The organism is Martinezella calliandrae, from assembly GCF_030272695.1.
GTDB classification, from domain to species: domain Bacteria; phylum Pseudomonadota; class Alphaproteobacteria; order Rhizobiales; family Rhizobiaceae; genus Rhizobium; species Rhizobium calliandrae.
Genome location: NZ_JARFYN010000054.1, coordinates 1 through 16,399, shown reverse-complemented (window position 1 = coordinate 16,399; position 16,399 = coordinate 1). Strand labels below are relative to the sequence as shown.

Below are 16,399 nucleotides of genomic sequence, written 5' to 3'. Positions count from 1 at the left end.
CGGATGTCAGCACTATGCCTAGATGTAATTGCGGCGCATCCGGTGATCCGGGAATGTGGTGGCGGACCTGACCGGCGCGACAGTCGAGATCAGGTCGAGCGAGCAGCCTGCTCGCCTCCCCGCCATTGCACACGAAGGAGCGCCTCGAATGTTAGGATTCAGCGCATTGGAACTTGCGCGATTTCAGTTCGCCTTCACCGTCTCGTTCCACATAATTTTTCCCGCGATCACCATCGGGCTTGCCAGCTATTTGGCAGTCCTGGAGGCGCTGTGGTTAATGCGCCGGAACACGGTCTACCTCGAACTTTATCATTTCTGGTCGAAGATTTTCGCCGTCAATTTCGGCATGGGCGTCGTTTCGGGTCTCGTAATGGCCTATGAGTTCGGCACGAACTGGAGCGGATTTTCGCAGTTCGCCGGTGGCGTCACCGGGCCACTCCTGACCTACGAGGTGTTGACCGCCTTCTTCCTGGAGGCCGGGTTTCTCGGGGTTATGCTGTTCGGCTGGAACAAGGTGGGGCCTGGCTTGCACATGTTCGCCACCACGATGGTGGCAATCGGAACTCTCGTCTCGACGACATGGATCCTGGCATCCAACAGTTGGATGCAAACCCCGCAGGGTTACGCTATCGCCGACGGCAAGGTGGTTCCTACCGATTGGCTCGCGATCATTTTCAATCCTTCATTCCCATTCCGCCTCGCTCATATGACGTTGGCCGCCTACCTTTCGACAGCGCTTTTCGTAGGAGCAGCAGCCGCATGGCACCTTCTGCGTGGCCGGTCAACTCCGTCGATCCGCAAGATGTTTTCGATGGCCCTATGGCTGCTACTGTTCGTCGCCCCTGTGCAAATGGTGGTGGGCGACGCCCACGGCTTGAACACGCTGGAACATCAGCCCGCGAAGATTGCTGCGATCGAAGGCCATTGGGAGAATGATGCCGCACAGACCAGTCTGCCGCTTATTGCCTTTGGTATTCCGGACATGTCGGCGGAGAAAACGAAATATGCAATCGAGATACCATATCTGGGCAGCTTAATCTTGACCCACTCACTCCACGGGAAGATTCCTGGCCTAAGGGACTTTGCCCCGCAAGATCGGCCGAACTCCACGATCATCTTCTTCACTTTCCGCATAATGGCGGGGCTTGGAGTCGCAATGTTTTTACTGGGCGCTTGGGGCATGTGGCAGAGGTGGCGGGGCAAGCTCTATGACACCAAACTGTTCTTGATCTTTGCACTTTGTATGGGCCCCGCCGGACTGCTGGCAATCCTCGCCGGCTGGCTTACAACGGAAATCGGGCGACAGCCCTGGGTGGTATACGGCGTTCTTCGGACTGAGGATGCGGTCTCCAACCACTCCGCAGTGACGCTCAGCGTGACGCTTATTATGTTTATCGTCATGTATTTCTTCGTATTCGGCACTGGCATCGGATTCATACTGAAAATGGTTGCCCATGGTCCGGACGAATATGGAATCGACAAATCACCGCAGCATCCGGGGCAGGTCTTTAGGCCCGCGCGCCCGCTTTCGGCTGTACCCAACAATATCGGCCCGGCATCCATGGGCGAAACAACGGAGGTTTGAGATGGGAATCGATCTTCCCCTTATTTGGGCAATCATTATCGCGTTCGGCGTTATGATGTATGTCGTCATGGATGGTTTCGATCTCGGGATCGGCATCCTGTTTCCGTTCGTCAGCGACAGGCGAGAGCGGGATGCCATGGTCAACACCGTCGCTCCCGTCTGGGACGGAAATGAAACCTGGCTTGTTCTTGGCGGGGCCGGGCTCTTCGCGGCGTTTCCACTGGCCTACGGCTTGATCCTGAGCGCTTTGTATCTGCCATTGATGTTCATGCTCGCCGGCCTCATTTGGCGCGGCGTGTCATTCGAATTCCGCTTCAAGGCGGACGAGCGTCGAAAGCCATTCTGGGACCGGGCTTTCGCGTGGGGTTCGTACATCGCCACATTCTCCCAGGGCGTCGCGCTCGGGGCTTTCATAAACGGCTTCAAACTTCACGGGACGACCTTCGCCGGTAGCGCCTTGGACTGCTTTACCCCGTTCAGCATCTTCACCGGTTTTGCGCTTTTGCTTGCATATGCGCTTCTCGGATCGACCTGGCTCATTATGAAGACCAGCGACGGACTTCAACGCAGAATGTGCCAACTGGCGCGACGGACGTCCATTGCCCTGCTCGCGATCATCGCTATCGTCAGCATTTGGACGCCCCTAACTCATGCGGAAGTTACGGCCCGCTGGTTCAGTTTGCCGAACATGGTTCTGTTCGCGCCTGTCCCGATACTGGTTCTTGCGGTCACCTGGCTTCAGTTGCGTGTACTTCAACAGCGGGAGCCCCGTGCGGCGCCCTTTATGTTGGCCCTGCTGTTAATCTTTCTTGGCTACACCGGCTTGGCAATCAGTATGTGGCCGAACGTCATCCCGCCATCGATCTCGATCTGGGAGGCAGCTTCGCCGCCGCAGAGCATGGGCTTCGCTCTTGCAGGGACGCTTTTCATCATCCCAATCATCCTCGTCTACACCTCATGGTCCTACTACGTATTTCGCGGCAGCCAGGCGATTGGGGAGGGCTATGATTGATGGCCTCCCGAACAAGACTCGCGGGCTACTTCAAGCGTCTCGGATGGATGGTAGCGATTTGGGTCCTATCCGTGGTCACCCTCGGCATATTCGCCAGCGTCTTTCGCATGTTCATGTCGCTGGCTGGACTGACTGCTTAGTCCACTTGCGTCAGGCATTCCCAGAGGCACGAAATCTCGACGGCGTGCGCGACGGTGAATGCAGGACGACCGAACCGGTCCGCTGCTATCGGCAAACCTTCAAATCCCACAGGAAAGCCGAGCGCCGCCAGCCACCGCCGCAACGACTCGTCGCGAAGCGGATTGGAGGCGGCGCCCGCCCGATGTCAGCCTTTCGGAAACACTCGTCGGAACCATTTTATCCCAAGTCCGACACTCTGCGTCCCGCGCGCAGAGAAGCTTGATCACTGCACTAAGCGGTGCATTTCGGGGAAAAATTGCAGGCAGATCGATCCGGTTCAGCGAGAATCGCTCTATCTCGACCGCTGACGCCGAGGCTTAGCAAGGCTCCGCCTCGCCATGAATTTGCTCAGTCGGGCCTGGCGCTACCGCCGTTCCGGCCTTCGGAAAGATGATCAGGCAGGCTGAGGCGATCGGCCATTCTGATCAGGTCGGCGACGGATCTTGCCTCCATCTTGCGCATGGCCTGGCCGCGGTGAACTTTCACCGTAACCTCGCTCAGTCCGAGGTCAAAGGCGATCTGCTTGTTGAGACGCCCTTGGGCGACGAGCGCCATGACCTCGCGCTCGCGCGCCGTCAGCGTCGCGAACCGCTCCTGAAGGCAGGCAGCTGCGTCATTCTGCTGGAGCCGGGCGCGGTCTTTCTCGAGTGCGTTGCGAACGGCATCGAGAATGTCCTGTTCGCGGAAAGGCTTGAGGAGGAACTCTACCGCACCAGCCTTCATCGCTCTGACGGACATCGGTACGTCGCCATGGCCTGTCAGGAACACAATCGGAAGCGCGGTGCCGGCCCTTGCCAGCTGGTCCTGGAAGTCCAGCCCGCTTGCATCCGGCATTCTAACGTCTAGGATAAGGCAAGCGGGCACGTCGGACGGTGGGGAAAACGCAAAGTCTCTTGGCGAGGCGAAACAGCGGGTGACGTAGCCGAGTGATCGCAAGAGACTGTCCAGCCCGTTCCTGATGGATGGACAGTCGTCGATGACGTAGACGATCGGTCGATCTTCCTGCATGTTCCTATCCTCTCGTTCTCAAGCACAATGGCAAGGTGAAGCCGAACAGCGTACCACGCGGGTGGTTAGGCGCCGCATACACTGCGCCGCCATGTGCCTCGATGATCGACCGGCTGATCGCCAGTCCCATTCCCATTCCTGCTGGCTTCGTTGTGTGGAAGGCTTCGAATATTCTGGCGAGAGACGCTGGCGGCAGGCCGACGCCTGAGTCGCGCACACTCACCGTTATCTCCGTTTCTGCGGCCACCGCGCTGACGACCAGTTCGCGCCGACCGCGGTCGGTAGCTGCCATCGCCTCGATGGCATTCACGACGAGGTTCAGGATCACCTGCTGAAGCTGCACCCTATCACCTGTCACCATCGGGAGGTTGCTCGCGAACTCGGTGCGCAGCTGAATTTCATTCCTGTGAATCTCGTCGCGAACAAACGCCAGCGCCTCGACGATGGTCTCTACCACGTCGATCTTGTCCTGGGCAGGAGCAGCGCGCGCTACGAGCCTCCGCACTCGCGCGATCACCTCACTCGCCAGGTCGGCGTCTCTAACGACTCTGTCTATGGCGCGTCTTGCCTCCTCCTGATTAGGAGGGGCCGCGGCAAGCCAGCGGAGCGCTGCATTGCCGTTCGCCACAATGGCGGTGATTGGCTGGCTGACTTCATGGGCAATCGATGAACCGAGCTCGCCCACGAGCATGATCCGCGCCATTCGCGCGAGGTCGCGTTGCGTTTGCCGCCCCGCTGCTTCGGTGATTTCGATCCGGATCGCCAGATAGGTCGTAGCGCCGATGGCAAGCAGGCTCAAAGCACAGTTGATGATGCCGGACTCTGTGTCGCCCTGTGGTGTCAAAACGTAACTCAATATCGTCAATACGACACAGCCGATTCCCACGACCATAACCGTCCGCGACCGGCCCGACCGCATGCAGAGCAGGATCAAGGTGACGTAGAGGACGGGAAACGCGATCTCGCGATCTGTCACCGTGTCGGCGAAAAAGATGCCCGCCGCAAGTGCGGCGATGGTCAGCCACAAAAGTGGCGCTTCAGCCAAATCTCGCGGGAAATTGCGCTTCAAGTTGCCTGGATCCTCTCGTAAGATCTGATCAGCGCTACGTTGCAAAGGATCGCCCTTTCACACGTATGAGGTCAATTCGGCGTTGGTGTTGCGCTGTTAAACATAGGTATGGGTCACCTAACCCCGACCTCCATGCGGCCGGATCAGCATGAGGTAAAGAGGTTCCACCACCATCACGCGAATACCGGTCATGAATTGTCTATAAAACAGATTGATTGTTTAGATAGCACCTGCGTCCCAGCGAGGCTGGTCGCCGATGATGGGCTTCTACTCGGGCACCGTCCTGGCGCGAGGTGGCGATCGCAAAAATGGGGTGTTAGAATCCGATGTTGGAACTATTCATCTGAATCCGAAATTCGTGTCATAAGCTGTTGTCGATCTTCTGACAGAAACGTTAGACGGCGGCGAGCATGTCGTCTGCGGATTTGGTCCACCAATACGGCTTGGGATTTTCGTTCTGGCGCTCGATGAAGCTTTTGGTGTCGGCTTCGAGTTGAGCTGTCGAAGAATGGATGCCACTTCGCAGTTGCTTGCGGGTCAATTGCGCAAACCAGCGTTCGACCCGGTTGATCCACGAGGCCGAGGTTGGCGTGAAGTGCACGTGGTAGCGTGGCCGCCGCATCAGCCAGTTCTTGATTGATGCAGTTTTGTGCGTTGCATAGTTGTCCATCACGATATGCACGCCCAAATCGGGCGGCGCATTCGCATCGATCTGCTTCAGGGGGAGTGTCTGGAACTCGGTGGCGTGATGCCGCTTGTAGCATTTGCGGAAACCGGAAGCGCCATCCAGAGCTGCAAACAACGTCGCCGTGCCGAACATAAGAACGGGTACGCCGTTCAGGCACGCCAGGCATCATCGGCAGCACTGGCTGCTCGCGCCCGCTCCGCCTCGCTCAAACCAACGGGCCGCCGGTCGGCCAGGCACATTTGCCATTGCTCAACCTCCCATAAAGAGGTCAACCGTACAATGTAATGAACTTCAGTTCCAGAAGACTAGCGCGAAGTCACGTTGAATCCACTGGTGCGTGACTACCAACCCGCCGATCAAGCCTCCAGGGTCCGATTGACTAATCGGGTATCCGAATTCGCGGTCTGACGCGGGAGTTGATCATGTCCGCAAGCCATATCAAGCCACCACGCCAGAAGCCATGCAGTTGGGATTGGTAGCTGCGATACAGCAAAATGTGGCCGAGCTGAGCCACGCGTCCGCGGAGAAAACCACCCGTGAACAGGCCGAATTGTCCGAGCGAGCCATAGGCTCCGTAGCCGCCGAGTGAGACGATGGAGCCGAAATCCCGGAAGGTGAAGGTTGGCAGCTCTTTTCCCCGGAGCCAACGAGGAAGATGACGGATCAGATGCGACGCTTGCTGATGTGCAACCTGTGCGGCAGGCGGCAAGGGTTTGCCAGCGTCTCCTACAGGAAGGCTCGAACAATCGCCAACCGCAAAAATTCTGGAATCGACCGTCGTCTGCAAAGTGGGTGTGACCACGATCTGATTGTTGCGCGTCAACTCGAGACCTTCGAATTTCGCGCAGGCGTCCGCACCCTTCACGCCCGCAGCCCACACTTTCAGCTCGGCGCTGACCTGCCTTCCATCAGCCAGTCGAAAACAATCGGCCTCCGCCGCGACAACCCGCGCGCCTGTGAGAACGGTGACGCCGAGCTCTTCCAAACGTCCGCGAGCAGCAATCGCAACACGATCGGGAAAGGCGCCTAGCAGATTAGGCCCGCTTTCAATCAGTGTAACGTTGATCTGGTCGCGCAGTCCGGCAGCGCCATAATAAGCCGAGACATCGGCGAGCTGAATGAGCTCCGCTGCGAGTTCAACTCCTGTTGCGCCGCCCCCGACGACCGCTATATTCAAGGTATTTCTTGCAGTAACCGTTTCGAGAATCCGAGCCATGACTTCGCGGTTGAAGTTCATGGCCTGGGAACGGCTGTCAATCATCAGGCAGTGTTCGCGCACTCCCGGTGTCCCAAAGTCGTTGGCCGCACTGCCGATCGCCAGGATCAGAGTGTCATAGTCGATAGCGCGCTCTGGCAAAACACGGCGACCCGCAATTTCCGTTGGACTGAGGTACACCTTGCGCCCCTGCCGGTCGATACCCTTCAGTTCTCCCGGCTCAAAAACGAAGCGCCGGTTGCGGGCCTGGGCTACGTAAGAGGTCTCTTGCTGCGAAACGTCGCTCGTTCCGGCAGCGATCGTGTGCAACATCGGTTTCCAGACATAGGCCGGCTCCCTGTCGATCAGCGTTACAGCAATGGAGGTTCTTCCTGTGCGTTTCGGCAAGTTGGAGGCAATTTCCAAACCAGCTATTCCGCCGCCTACGATCACGATCTGATGAGGCCTTTGCGCGCAGCTTTCTTCGCTTGTATTGCTTCTGTGTGGCTTTTCGGAAATTGAGGAAGGTTTAGGCATCAATATACTCCAAATGTCATCACCTACGAACCGCGGCCGTTTGCAAGGTCCCGGACGGGGCGTCTTGAGGGGTGTCATTAACATTCCGGGCGGGGGCGACAGTATTAGCTACGGCCCTGGATGGCTCGACAATTAGTCTCCCACTCCGGCGATAGGTGATCAGAAGGCGGACCCAGTTTGCCAGTATGGAAAACTTTGCATATCCGCCACCTGACAGTGTTCGAAGATGCAGCAGTCCCCACATCAACCAGGCGAGATAGCCGGTGATCGAATGTCCGCGAAATTCGGCGATTCCGACATGCCGGGAAACGGTTGCCAGTTTGCCAGGCGTGCACGCTTGATAAGGCTTGTGTGGAGCAGTACCCGAAAGCCGTGCGGCGATGAGCCTGCCGACATATCGACCTTGATGCTGCGCGAGCGACGCAAGGCCTGGCAAGGGTCGCCCGTCAGGTCCGATGACATAGGCCGCATCGCCTATGACAAAGCAGTCGGGATGATCCGGCAACGAGAAGTCGTTCAGAACGGCCACTCTTCCGTCCGGTTTGACATATTCGCCAAGTGTGCGTGCCACCGGCCCTCCCTGAACGCCGCTGCACCAAAGGACGGTCGCAGCCTTGATGCGCTCGTCGCCGGCGATAACACCTGTCGCATCCACATGGATAACAGGAGCGCCGAGCTTGACCTCAACTCCTTGGCGCTCTAGTGCGCGGGCTGCATAAGCCGAGTGTTTTTCGCTGAATTGAGGTAGAAGTCTTGGCCCCGACTGAACCAGCACGATGCGGGCGTCGCGAAGGTCGATATTTCGGAAGTCGGTTGCCAGTGTTCTTTGGGTAAACTCGCTGATCGTTCCTGCAATCGCGACGCCAGTCGGGCCGCCGCCGACGACGACCACAGTCATATCGCGTGCCCGCTTCTTCGGGTCTGGCTCGACTTCCGCGCGCTCGAAGGCCTTGAGAAGCCGATTGCGGGCGGTGATAGCGTCGCCGAGTGACTTTAATCCGAGCGCATGTTGGGACCAATCCACATCATGGCCAAAATAGCTGGTCTGTGCTCCCGTCGCGACGACAAGAATGTCGTAGCTCAGGTCGTCCCCCTCGTTCATGACAACGCGACGGAGGGACGGGTCGATGCGCGTGGCCTCGCGCATTTCCACCTGCACGTTCGGGAGCTCGTACAGCAGCGAACGGATCGGCGTGGCGATTTCCGCTGGCTCCAGAATCGATGTGGCGACCTGAAATAGGAATGGCTGGAAAAGGTGGTGATTGTTGCGATCGACGAGCGTGATGTCCGCATTGACGCTCCGCAACTCGCGAACGGCTGCCACCCCGGCGAAGCCGGCCCCGATGACAACGATCTTGCACCGCGACGTCCCGCAAGTGGGTGCGCGAGGCACGTCGGTAAACGAGTCGCTGGGGATCATTGAAGCACTCCAGCGAACAGCCCGACGCCGACCAGCGTGCAGACGATGCCACCTGTGCGCACCAGTCCTCTTAGCGGCGTTCGAGCCAGACCGAGTGCCAACCCAATACCGACGAGGTGCAACGTTGCGGTCGCCAGAGCAAAGCCGGCCATGTACGCAAAGCCGCCGAAAGTCTCCGCGACTTCGCTGCCATGTGCGTGGCCATGGAACAGCGCGAATAGGCCGACGACGCCGGCGCCTGCCAAAGCCGACAGATCGACCGCCAGCGCCACCAGAATACCAATCGCTATCACTGAAGCAAGGATTGCCGGCTCTACGAACGGCAGCGGTACATGTGCCATGCCGAGCGCGCCGCCGATCAACATCACGCCGACGAAGGCCGCCGGCCAGACCCACAGAGCGCGTCCACCTTTGAGCGCAGCCCACAGACCGACGGCGATCATCACGCTGACATGATCGAGCCCGGTGAGCGGATGCGCGACGCCGGCGGCAAAGGAGCCGGTCGAACCAATGCCGACATGAGCGAAGGCAGGCGTGGCAACGGCTATCAGCGGAGTGGCGAGCGAAAGAACTCTTTTCATAGTTGGAACCCTTCTATCGAACTGAATCGGACGCGGCGATGAGCTTTGGCTAACAGGCTGCGCGATCTGGGCGTGTCGCGGAGTTCGAAATTGGCCGTGGCCAGTTCGAGCGCACGCTTCGGCCGATTGCCGATCCCGACGAAGAAAGCCGCAGCGTGATCGGCATAAGCTTCCGGCCGCCGCGCTAGCAAAAGCTCATAGGCTTCTGTCGCAAGATCCGCTTGCGTTGCGGCATTGCCGTCGCCACGAGCGGCAAGGATCTCCGCATAGACGGCGCGATACTCTGGATCGTCGGAGGCTTCGAGCAGGGCAACAATAAGAGCTTCCGCAAACTCCAACTCTCCGCGCGCGAGCGCCACTTCGGCGCGGTGTCCTCGTCCCGGAACATGCGCGGGAAGGATCGCCTCTAGTTCCTTGAAAAGGGCCTCCGCGCGATCGAGGTCGCCGCGACGCATCGAACTCACTCCCCATTCGAAGATGAGTTGCGCGCATGGAAAAGGCGAAACGCCGTCGTCGGCATCGAGCGCGGCGGCATAGCAGCTTTCCGCCGCGCTCCACTGATCCATTTCCGCCAGAAGCGTCGCGAGCGCTCCAAGTGTATCAATCCCGGGATTTCGCTTCGCCTGGCTCTCCCGCAGGGTGAGGGCCTCGTCATATTGGCCGGTCGCCTGCAGCAGCGCTGATCGTTCCGCGTCGATCAGCCGTTCGGGATGTCCAGCCAAAAGCGCTTCGTCCAGAAGTGCTTTTGCCTGACCGAAGCGGTGGAAGCGGCCCGCGATCTGGGCTCGGGCATGGAGCGCTCCTGCGGAGTCCGGCGCAAGGTCAACGGCCTGAAAGGCGATCGTCTCGGCCCGGTCATGGTCCGCGATACGGCCCAACAGGTCACCGCGTAGAAACAGGAGCCTCGAGAGCGCCAGCAGGTTCTCCGCGTTTGCGCCTTCGCGCTCGCGGCTATCGATCGACGCCGACAGATTGATGATGGCGATACGCCCGCTGGTATAACGCCCGGGATCGATCAACATCAGGAGCGGGCGCCCTTGAGCCCAGTTAGGAGCGCCGGATAGCCGCGAGTCAATGAACCGCCGTCGATCGCCATCGTGTCGCCATTGATCGACCTCGCTTTGTCAGACGCGAGGAATACCGCGGCCGCTGCGATTTCTTCGGCCGCAACGGCGCGGTTCATCGGGATCACGCCCAGGAAGAGGTCGCGCATGGCAGGATTTTCCAGTTCTTTCTTGGTCAACGGCGTTTCGACCAGGCCCGGCGCAATGCCTACGACACGGATACCACGACTGCCCAGTTCCAACGCGCCGCAGCGGGTGATCATGTCAACCCCGGCCTTCGCAGCACAGTAAGCCACCTGACCCTCTCCGGCCTGGCGCGCGTTCACCGACGAGATATTGATAATGACACCAGGCCGTCCTTGCTCGATCATAATCCGGGCGCCGTGCTTGACCCCGAAGAAGACCCCGCCGAGCGTTACAGCCTGAACGGATCGCCATTTGTCGGCGGAGAGTTCGGTAAGAGGCGTAATCACACCAAAGCCGGCGCAATTGACCACGATATCCAACGATCCAAAGGTATCATGTGCGGCACGCAGCGCGTCCTCCACCTGCTCCTCGTCCGATACGTCGGTGACGCGGCCGATTGCGCGACCACCCAATTCGCGGCTGACTTCCTCAAGCGCCTTCGCGTTGAGATCGCAGAGCACCACGCTCGCGCCTGCTTCAATATATGCGGTTGCGATCGCCTTGCCGATGCCCGATGCAGCGCCGGTTACAACGGCGCCCTTGCCCTTCAATTCATTCATTGCTCAACTCTCCAATACTGGCGGGGGTGGTATTCCCCTCGCGAAATCTAAACTTGTTGATCTTTCCTAGCGGCGCTCGGCTTCCAAGTAGTCGTAGACGACTTCACCGTCGCTCAACGTCATATCCCAGAGGTGCTGGCGACCTTCGAGGACGCGCACGACCGGAAGCGCTGCAACCGGGCAACCGGCATGCGGAATCATGAATAGCTCTGCGGGGCCGGCCCATGCGCCCTTCAAATGGACATCGTAGAGATTGACCTTCACGAGCTGAGCGACCTTCGGCGTATGGTTGTCGACATCGGGAAGCAGCTTGAGCACCAGTTGGGTGGTCTGCAGCTCCTGCTCGATCTCGGTCAAGCGGTCAGACAGATCGACAGCGCGATAAGGCATCGTCGCAAGCGCAACCTGCGTTCCGCCATAGCAAAGGGTCCCGGTTAGAGTCTCCCGGATAGTCTTTAGCTCCGGCTCGCCGTGCCGTTTCGGGAAGCCGAGAATCTCCCGGCCGGCGAGCGTCGGCGACTCGCTGTTGAGGAATGCCTGGAAGACGTAAATGACCGGCTTGCCCTCGAAGGTGCAGGCCACCGAGTGACCGATCTCGACGTATGGCCCGAACCCGCTGACCTCCGTCATATTCCGCCATTCGATGGTGACGCGGTTACCTTCGGCGGGTTCGAGTGGCCTCGGCACAACCGCGCGCACTGCCTCGGCGGTGCTTTCATAGGTGACGATGAGCTGGTGCATGTCCTTGTAGTGCCATGGCCCCCGCGGATAGCTTGGCCGGAGCGTAGACATCACCGGATACTGCAGGAACCAGTCGGTCGTGCTGCTGTTGTTTTTCATGTTGTCCATGTTCATTTCTCCACAAATGCGGGTACGGGAAGATCCGTCCGCTGGTTGGCCCCACGCACGTAAGGAAAGATCCGAGCGGCCGGCTTCGTCGGGCCGTCGACGCCGTCCCCCAGCCGCTCGCCTCGCCCGCCGTTCACGTAGAACGTAAGCATGTCGTCAAGGATGTCGTCGTCGAGCCACCGGCCGCCGGCGCTCGCGTGCGGACGGTCACCGAGCAACGCTCGTTCGATCTCCAGGAAACTGCCCGGCGCGAAGATATGCGCGAGATCGAGAACCAGGTAGTCGCCGATGAGCAGATCGCGCAGCGGATGGCACCCGTCTGCTGCCGGCCAGGCAATCTCGCCGTCGAGGCCATCGAAGAATGCAAGCGTTGCATCGATGCGCAACTCGTAGAGCGGCCGATATTCCCTGGAGACGGAAAAGCCGTCCTCCTTGTTGTAAAGATCGCGAAGCTCGACACCCTTGGGATCGCGTGTCGCGTTCGACAGCAGGACATTCTTAATTTCCGGCCGGCCGACACGTTCGAGCCGGATCGGCTTTCCGCGACGCGCGACGAGGGTCTCCGCAATGGCGCCAATGAGCGTGTTGCCGTCGAAGCGCTGGACGATCGGGCCGCACGGCACCTCGATGACGATCGTCAACACGTCGCGAAACTGAACGGAGTTGGTGCCCGTCTTCTCAAAGCACAGTCGGTTCGAAAGGTCCGTGCGGATTGTAGCCTCGACGTCCATGAAGAACGGGTCGCTGACCAGTCCCGCGAACACGCGCATGCCATTCACTTCCACCGGTTCGCCAGTGACGAAGCACACCTTGCACCCGTCCGAGGTGACGACGGTTCCTTTCTGAAACGAGGCCCCGTCTGGGACGTCGCTGAAACCGACTTCGATCGTATGTTCCACCGGGCCGTGCACGAAGCTACAGGCCGATCGGGTTAACGGGCGCAGTCTGAAACGGTAGGTGACGACATCGCTGAAGAAGGACCGCGCCGTAGCCATCGGAAAGACGTTCATGATCAGGACGAGATTTCCTGGGCGTTCCGGGCTGGGAAAAGCGTAGAAATCCGTGATGTCCACCGCTGGATCGTCCATCACGGCGGGGCCGCTGAAATGGTCTGACATGGAGTTTGCCTCTGCTGGTTCAGAATTTTTGTTCGATGATGCCCCTGAGCGCGTTCAGCCCCGGCACAAACAGGTACTCGCCACCCTTCACCGTGACGAAGGTAGGCAGGTTGAACAGGAACGGTCGCTTGGCGCCGGGCACTGACATTTGCGACCCTTCGCCGCCGACGCCGTTGATCGGGTCTTGCTCGTTCGGATCGAGTCCCAGAAATTCGCCGCCCTTCATCCATTCTGCCTGGACGAATTCGAACTGTCGTTCGATGTCGGCCTGTATGAATAAGTTGATCAGGCCGCGATCGACGCCGTCGTCCTCGAGCACGCCATCCTGAAGATGTGGGCCATATTCGACGCCGCGCCGAATTAGCCGGTGCCGCCTCACCGCGGTCGCCCGCTTCAGGGGAGTGGCGCGGGGGTTGCTGCGGCGCAGGTGCGAGCCGAGCGGGCATCGCAGGCCTTGGTCGTCGCCTTCATAGGTGAAGTTGTTACGCCGGTCAGGGTCGGACGCGATCTCTGGGTCATCCTTCTCGGGTGACAGATCGAGCGGGCAGCCACTGGGCCAGCGACCCATGATCTTGGCTGCCACAAGGTCCCGATGATGTTGATCGTCGCTGCCATAGAGCGACCGCGCCGCCGTCGCCAGATATTGGCGAAATGCCGCCACGTCCTGGTAGAGCTTGCGGAACACCACGAATGTTCCGTTCACACGCAGTTCGAACGGTTCGGGCATCTGCGCGCCACCGGGCCCGACTTCATCTTCATAGCCGAGCAGAAATTCACCCGGCTTCAGCGGGCGCCATGTGCCGTCGCTCTCCAGTACGCCATCGCCAGGATAGGAGGGCGTATCGGCGCCCTCGATCGGCGGCTGCGAGATCGGATCGGCAAAACCGAAATGCTCGCCCTCTGACCCAATTCCGCTTTCATGCGACGCCATGGTGTCTTGGACGAACCGGACTTCAACCCCGCCGGTCGCCTCGATCTCCTCGCGGAGGATCCGGGTTGCCACTTCGCGGCCTTCGCTGGAATCGGTTCGCAGCAGTGCCATCGCATGGATGTCGGGGCTACCCAGGCCGCCCTCCCAATGTTCCGGCGCATGCGGTCCGACATCGCCCACCGCGCTAGAACGGCCTCTCGCGCCGACACGGAACGCCTCTGGGAAACTGTCCAAGACTCGCTGAGAAACTCCGAGCGCCTTCAGCCCTTGGTGAGTGAACCCGATATTGATCGTGAACCGCGTACCGTGCTCTGTCTGGCGCGCATTGACGCGCTGGAATACGTTGCGCAACCATGCGCGTGATTTTGTCCCGTCACTGAAATTCAGGAAGATGTGGCGCCCGTACCTCATGAGAATGGGCGTGACGACGTTGTCCTGGATGTCGTGCAGGTTGGTCTTAAGGTCAGCAGAGACTAATCCAGGTTGAGCACCTAGAGCCGGCATTGTCGTAATCCTTGTTGCAAAAAAAACGCCGCAATCAGATCGGGAGATGGGACCGACCTTAAGTCGAAGAAGACGACCGATCCCATCTGCGGAAGGTCAGGCGGCACTTTCCGTTTTTGCCAGCATCATTTCCCGGTGCGTTCGGCAAGATCCTCGTATTGCCAGTGTCGACCGACATCCGTGTCGATCATTGCGGCACTCAGCACGGGCTTGTAGGGCTGCGCCAGTTCGTCAAAGAAGGCGTCTACCTGCTCATCGAGGTTGCCGCCATTGGCGACTGCACGCTGGAACTTCAACGTCTTTTCGTACCAGTCGGCTGCCTTGTAGATCTGACCGATGCTAAGGCTCGGGGCGACGTCGTAGCAGGCCAGCGTCTTGATCTGGCCACGTGCGATGTATTCCACGACATCGCGCGCCGTCACATCCGGACCGGTCGGGCAGCCGACACAGTGGCCCCAGATCTTCAGCAGGTTCTCCTTCCCATTCAGAACGAAGTCGTCGAAATACTTGTCCAAAGATCCATCGAATTGCGAAATGAAGAAGAGCGCGTAGCCATCGAAGTCCTGAACGCGCGCGACGAACCAGCGAGCCGTCCGGATCAGGCCAAGCATCGTCGTCGCCTCCGAGAAGGTCTTTCCAGGCCCGCCCCAGACAGGGACCTCGCGGCTCAGCGTCTCCGTGAACGCCACGAGATCGGCATCGGGTTTCAGCCCCCACATGCCAGTGAACTCCTTGACCTCATTCTTGCCGCCTGTGCCCATGACGAGGCCTGGATAACGTAGGCCCCACGCACTGGCACTCGTGCCGAATTCGGGCTGTTTTGCGAGGCTGTCTTCACGGTTCATCTTTATTCTCCAATCTGATGTGTGTACCACGGGCATTGCCCGTTTTGGGCGATGGGCTCACAAACCCTACCTACAGACAACCTCTCGAGGAATTGTCCGAAGGTGTCATGACCTTAGACCTGCGTAGAATTTCTTGTTGCGCGACAGGGCACTACCGACACTTTGTGAAAGCGTTTTCTTACATGTTGAGCGTCGGAATCCGGTTCATTCGCAAATCCCCAAATCTGAGGCATGTCATATGCTACCTTCTATGTTGACGCCGTCCACTTAGGTCTGCGAGTGGACAATGTCAACATCCTCGGTGCATAAAATCTCGATACAGGCAAATTCGAAACCCAGGCATCCCGGCCAGCAGGCACCGCGACCATTCCCAGCGGGAACAGTACACGGAGCGCCTAAATGCCCGATGCCGCGCGGGCTCATGCCCCGCCCATGCGCATTGGGGAGGGGGTTGGCTTCAAGGTCGAACATTATCGTGAGATCGTTGAAACAATACCCAAGACCGACTTCTCGACGCGCATGGAAAATTACATGGGGCCGGGCCCGAGTGGCACAAGCCGGGTTCTCCGGGCATCCGGCCTGGGCGTCGGCCCCGCGTGTGTGAAGAATGCTCAACCCGCAATGCGTGAAGCAACTGCTCGAGCCGTCCTGCACGGCCGTAGCGCAGGACCTCAGAATGACCTTTGCAATTTCCCGTCGATCACCGAAGCGCATGGCGGCGACTGCGCAAAAGTGCGAATGAGCCTCGCGGCGCTATATTTCAGTTGACATTGCTTTAGATACGCCACGACAACAGCGATTAAAATTAGAATATCGGCAGGCGCTCATTCGTGGGAACATGCGGCCCCTGTCATGAACCAGCTGAGCGGCTAGGCGGAAGCGCTGAACGTATGCAATCAAGCAGGTCCTGCTCGCCAAATGGCTTCAAAAGGTAGCCGATGATCCCCGGGCCGGATTGCCCCGCCCGGGTGCTTTCGTTCGGATGGGCGGTGATCAGAACGGTCGGAATGCGTTCGCCAGACGCAATGAGGTGGCGATGTAAATCAAGCCCGGTCATGCCAGGCATA

At 59.3% G+C, this 16,399-nt stretch carries 16 protein-coding genes and 1 pseudogene; 4 read left to right on the top strand and 13 right to left on the bottom strand.

The window, feature by feature from the left end; genetic code table 11:
• Positions 1-148 precede the first annotated feature (148 nt).
• Genes PY650_RS28835 through PY650_RS28825 form a run of 3 tightly spaced genes read left to right on the top strand, consistent with a single transcriptional unit; the run spans position 149 to position 2,737 of the window.
• A complete protein-coding gene (locus tag PY650_RS28835; protein ID WP_285883159.1) occupies positions 149-1,585 on the top strand; it encodes a cytochrome ubiquinol oxidase subunit I in 1,437 nt (478 codons plus the stop codon).
• 1 nt (position 1,586) lies between these two features.
• Complete coding sequence (gene cydB / locus PY650_RS28830) at positions 1,587-2,597, top strand: cytochrome d ubiquinol oxidase subunit II (protein WP_285883157.1); 1,011 nt, start codon at positions 1,587-1,589, stop codon at positions 2,595-2,597.
• Positions 2,597-2,737 carry a DUF2474 domain-containing protein gene (locus PY650_RS28825; RefSeq protein WP_285883155.1) on the top strand — a complete coding sequence of 47 codons (141 nt, stop codon included), beginning with the start codon at positions 2,597-2,599 and terminating at the stop codon, positions 2,735-2,737. Before cydB ends, PY650_RS28825 begins: the two co-directional genes overlap by 1 nt.
• 388 nt (positions 2,738-3,125) lie before the next feature.
• Here the strand turns inward: PY650_RS28825 and PY650_RS28820 are convergent, their stop codons facing one another.
• The 12 genes and pseudogenes from PY650_RS28820 to PY650_RS28765 form a co-directional block, all read right to left on the bottom strand.
• Positions 3,126-3,785, bottom strand: coding sequence for a response regulator transcription factor (locus tag PY650_RS28820; RefSeq protein ID WP_285883153.1), 660 nt, complete (start codon positions 3,783-3,785; stop codon positions 3,126-3,128).
• 4 nt (positions 3,786-3,789) lie between these two features.
• A complete protein-coding gene (locus PY650_RS28815; RefSeq protein ID WP_285883151.1) occupies positions 3,790-4,854 on the bottom strand; it encodes a sensor histidine kinase in 1,065 nt (354 codons plus the stop codon).
• 394 nt (positions 4,855-5,248) lie between these two features.
• Positions 5,249-5,732: pseudogene (locus tag PY650_RS28810) on the bottom strand (transposase); the annotation flags it as partial.
• A gap of 189 nt (positions 5,733-5,921) precedes the next feature.
• Positions 5,922-7,274, bottom strand: a complete 1,353-nt coding sequence (locus PY650_RS28805; RefSeq protein WP_285883149.1) for an NAD(P)/FAD-dependent oxidoreductase — start codon at positions 7,272-7,274, stop codon at positions 5,922-5,924.
• A 19-nt stretch (positions 7,275-7,293) separates the two neighbouring features.
• Positions 7,294-8,694 carry an NAD(P)/FAD-dependent oxidoreductase gene (locus tag PY650_RS28800; protein ID WP_285883148.1) on the bottom strand — a complete coding sequence of 467 codons (1,401 nt, stop codon included), beginning with the start codon at positions 8,692-8,694 and terminating at the stop codon, positions 7,294-7,296.
• Positions 8,691-9,275 carry a HupE/UreJ family protein gene (locus PY650_RS28795; protein WP_285883146.1) on the bottom strand — a complete coding sequence of 195 codons (585 nt, stop codon included), beginning with the start codon at positions 9,273-9,275 and terminating at the stop codon, positions 8,691-8,693. The genes PY650_RS28800 and PY650_RS28795 overlap by 4 nt, the downstream gene beginning before the upstream one ends.
• Positions 9,272-10,297, bottom strand: coding sequence for a tetratricopeptide repeat protein (locus tag PY650_RS28790; protein WP_285883144.1), 1,026 nt, complete (start codon positions 10,295-10,297; stop codon positions 9,272-9,274). The genes PY650_RS28795 and PY650_RS28790 overlap by 4 nt, the downstream gene beginning before the upstream one ends.
• Positions 10,297-11,085 carry an SDR family NAD(P)-dependent oxidoreductase gene (locus tag PY650_RS28785; protein ID WP_285883142.1) on the bottom strand — a complete coding sequence of 263 codons (789 nt, stop codon included), beginning with the start codon at positions 11,083-11,085 and terminating at the stop codon, positions 10,297-10,299. Before PY650_RS28785 ends, PY650_RS28790 begins: the two co-directional genes overlap by 1 nt.
• Before the next feature lie 66 nt (positions 11,086-11,151).
• Positions 11,152-11,934 carry an acetoacetate decarboxylase gene (locus tag PY650_RS28780; protein WP_285883140.1) on the bottom strand — a complete coding sequence of 261 codons (783 nt, stop codon included), beginning with the start codon at positions 11,932-11,934 and terminating at the stop codon, positions 11,152-11,154.
• A 2-nt stretch (positions 11,935-11,936) separates the two neighbouring features.
• Positions 11,937-13,052, bottom strand: coding sequence for a DUF4331 family protein (locus tag PY650_RS28775; protein ID WP_285883139.1), 1,116 nt, complete (start codon positions 13,050-13,052; stop codon positions 11,937-11,939).
• Positions 13,053-13,071: 19 nt separating this feature from the next.
• Positions 13,072-14,487, bottom strand: coding sequence for a Dyp-type peroxidase (locus PY650_RS28770; protein ID WP_285883137.1), 1,416 nt, complete (start codon positions 14,485-14,487; stop codon positions 13,072-13,074).
• 125 nt (positions 14,488-14,612) lie between these two features.
• Positions 14,613-15,332 (bottom strand): hypothetical protein, encoded by a 720-nt coding sequence (locus tag PY650_RS28765; RefSeq protein WP_285883135.1) that lies wholly within the window; start codon positions 15,330-15,332, stop codon positions 14,613-14,615.
• 399 nt (positions 15,333-15,731) lie between these two features.
• On the opposite strand from PY650_RS28765, the gene PY650_RS28760 reads away from it, so the two are divergent.
• Positions 15,732-16,100: a hypothetical protein gene (locus PY650_RS28760; protein WP_285883133.1), complete on the top strand. Its 369-nt coding sequence runs from the start codon at positions 15,732-15,734 to the stop codon at positions 16,098-16,100.
• A gap of 82 nt (positions 16,101-16,182) precedes the next feature.
• Here the strand turns inward: PY650_RS28760 and PY650_RS28755 are convergent.
• Positions 16,183-16,399: response regulator (locus PY650_RS28755; protein ID WP_285883131.1), on the bottom strand; the 217-nt coding region annotated here is incomplete at its 5' end.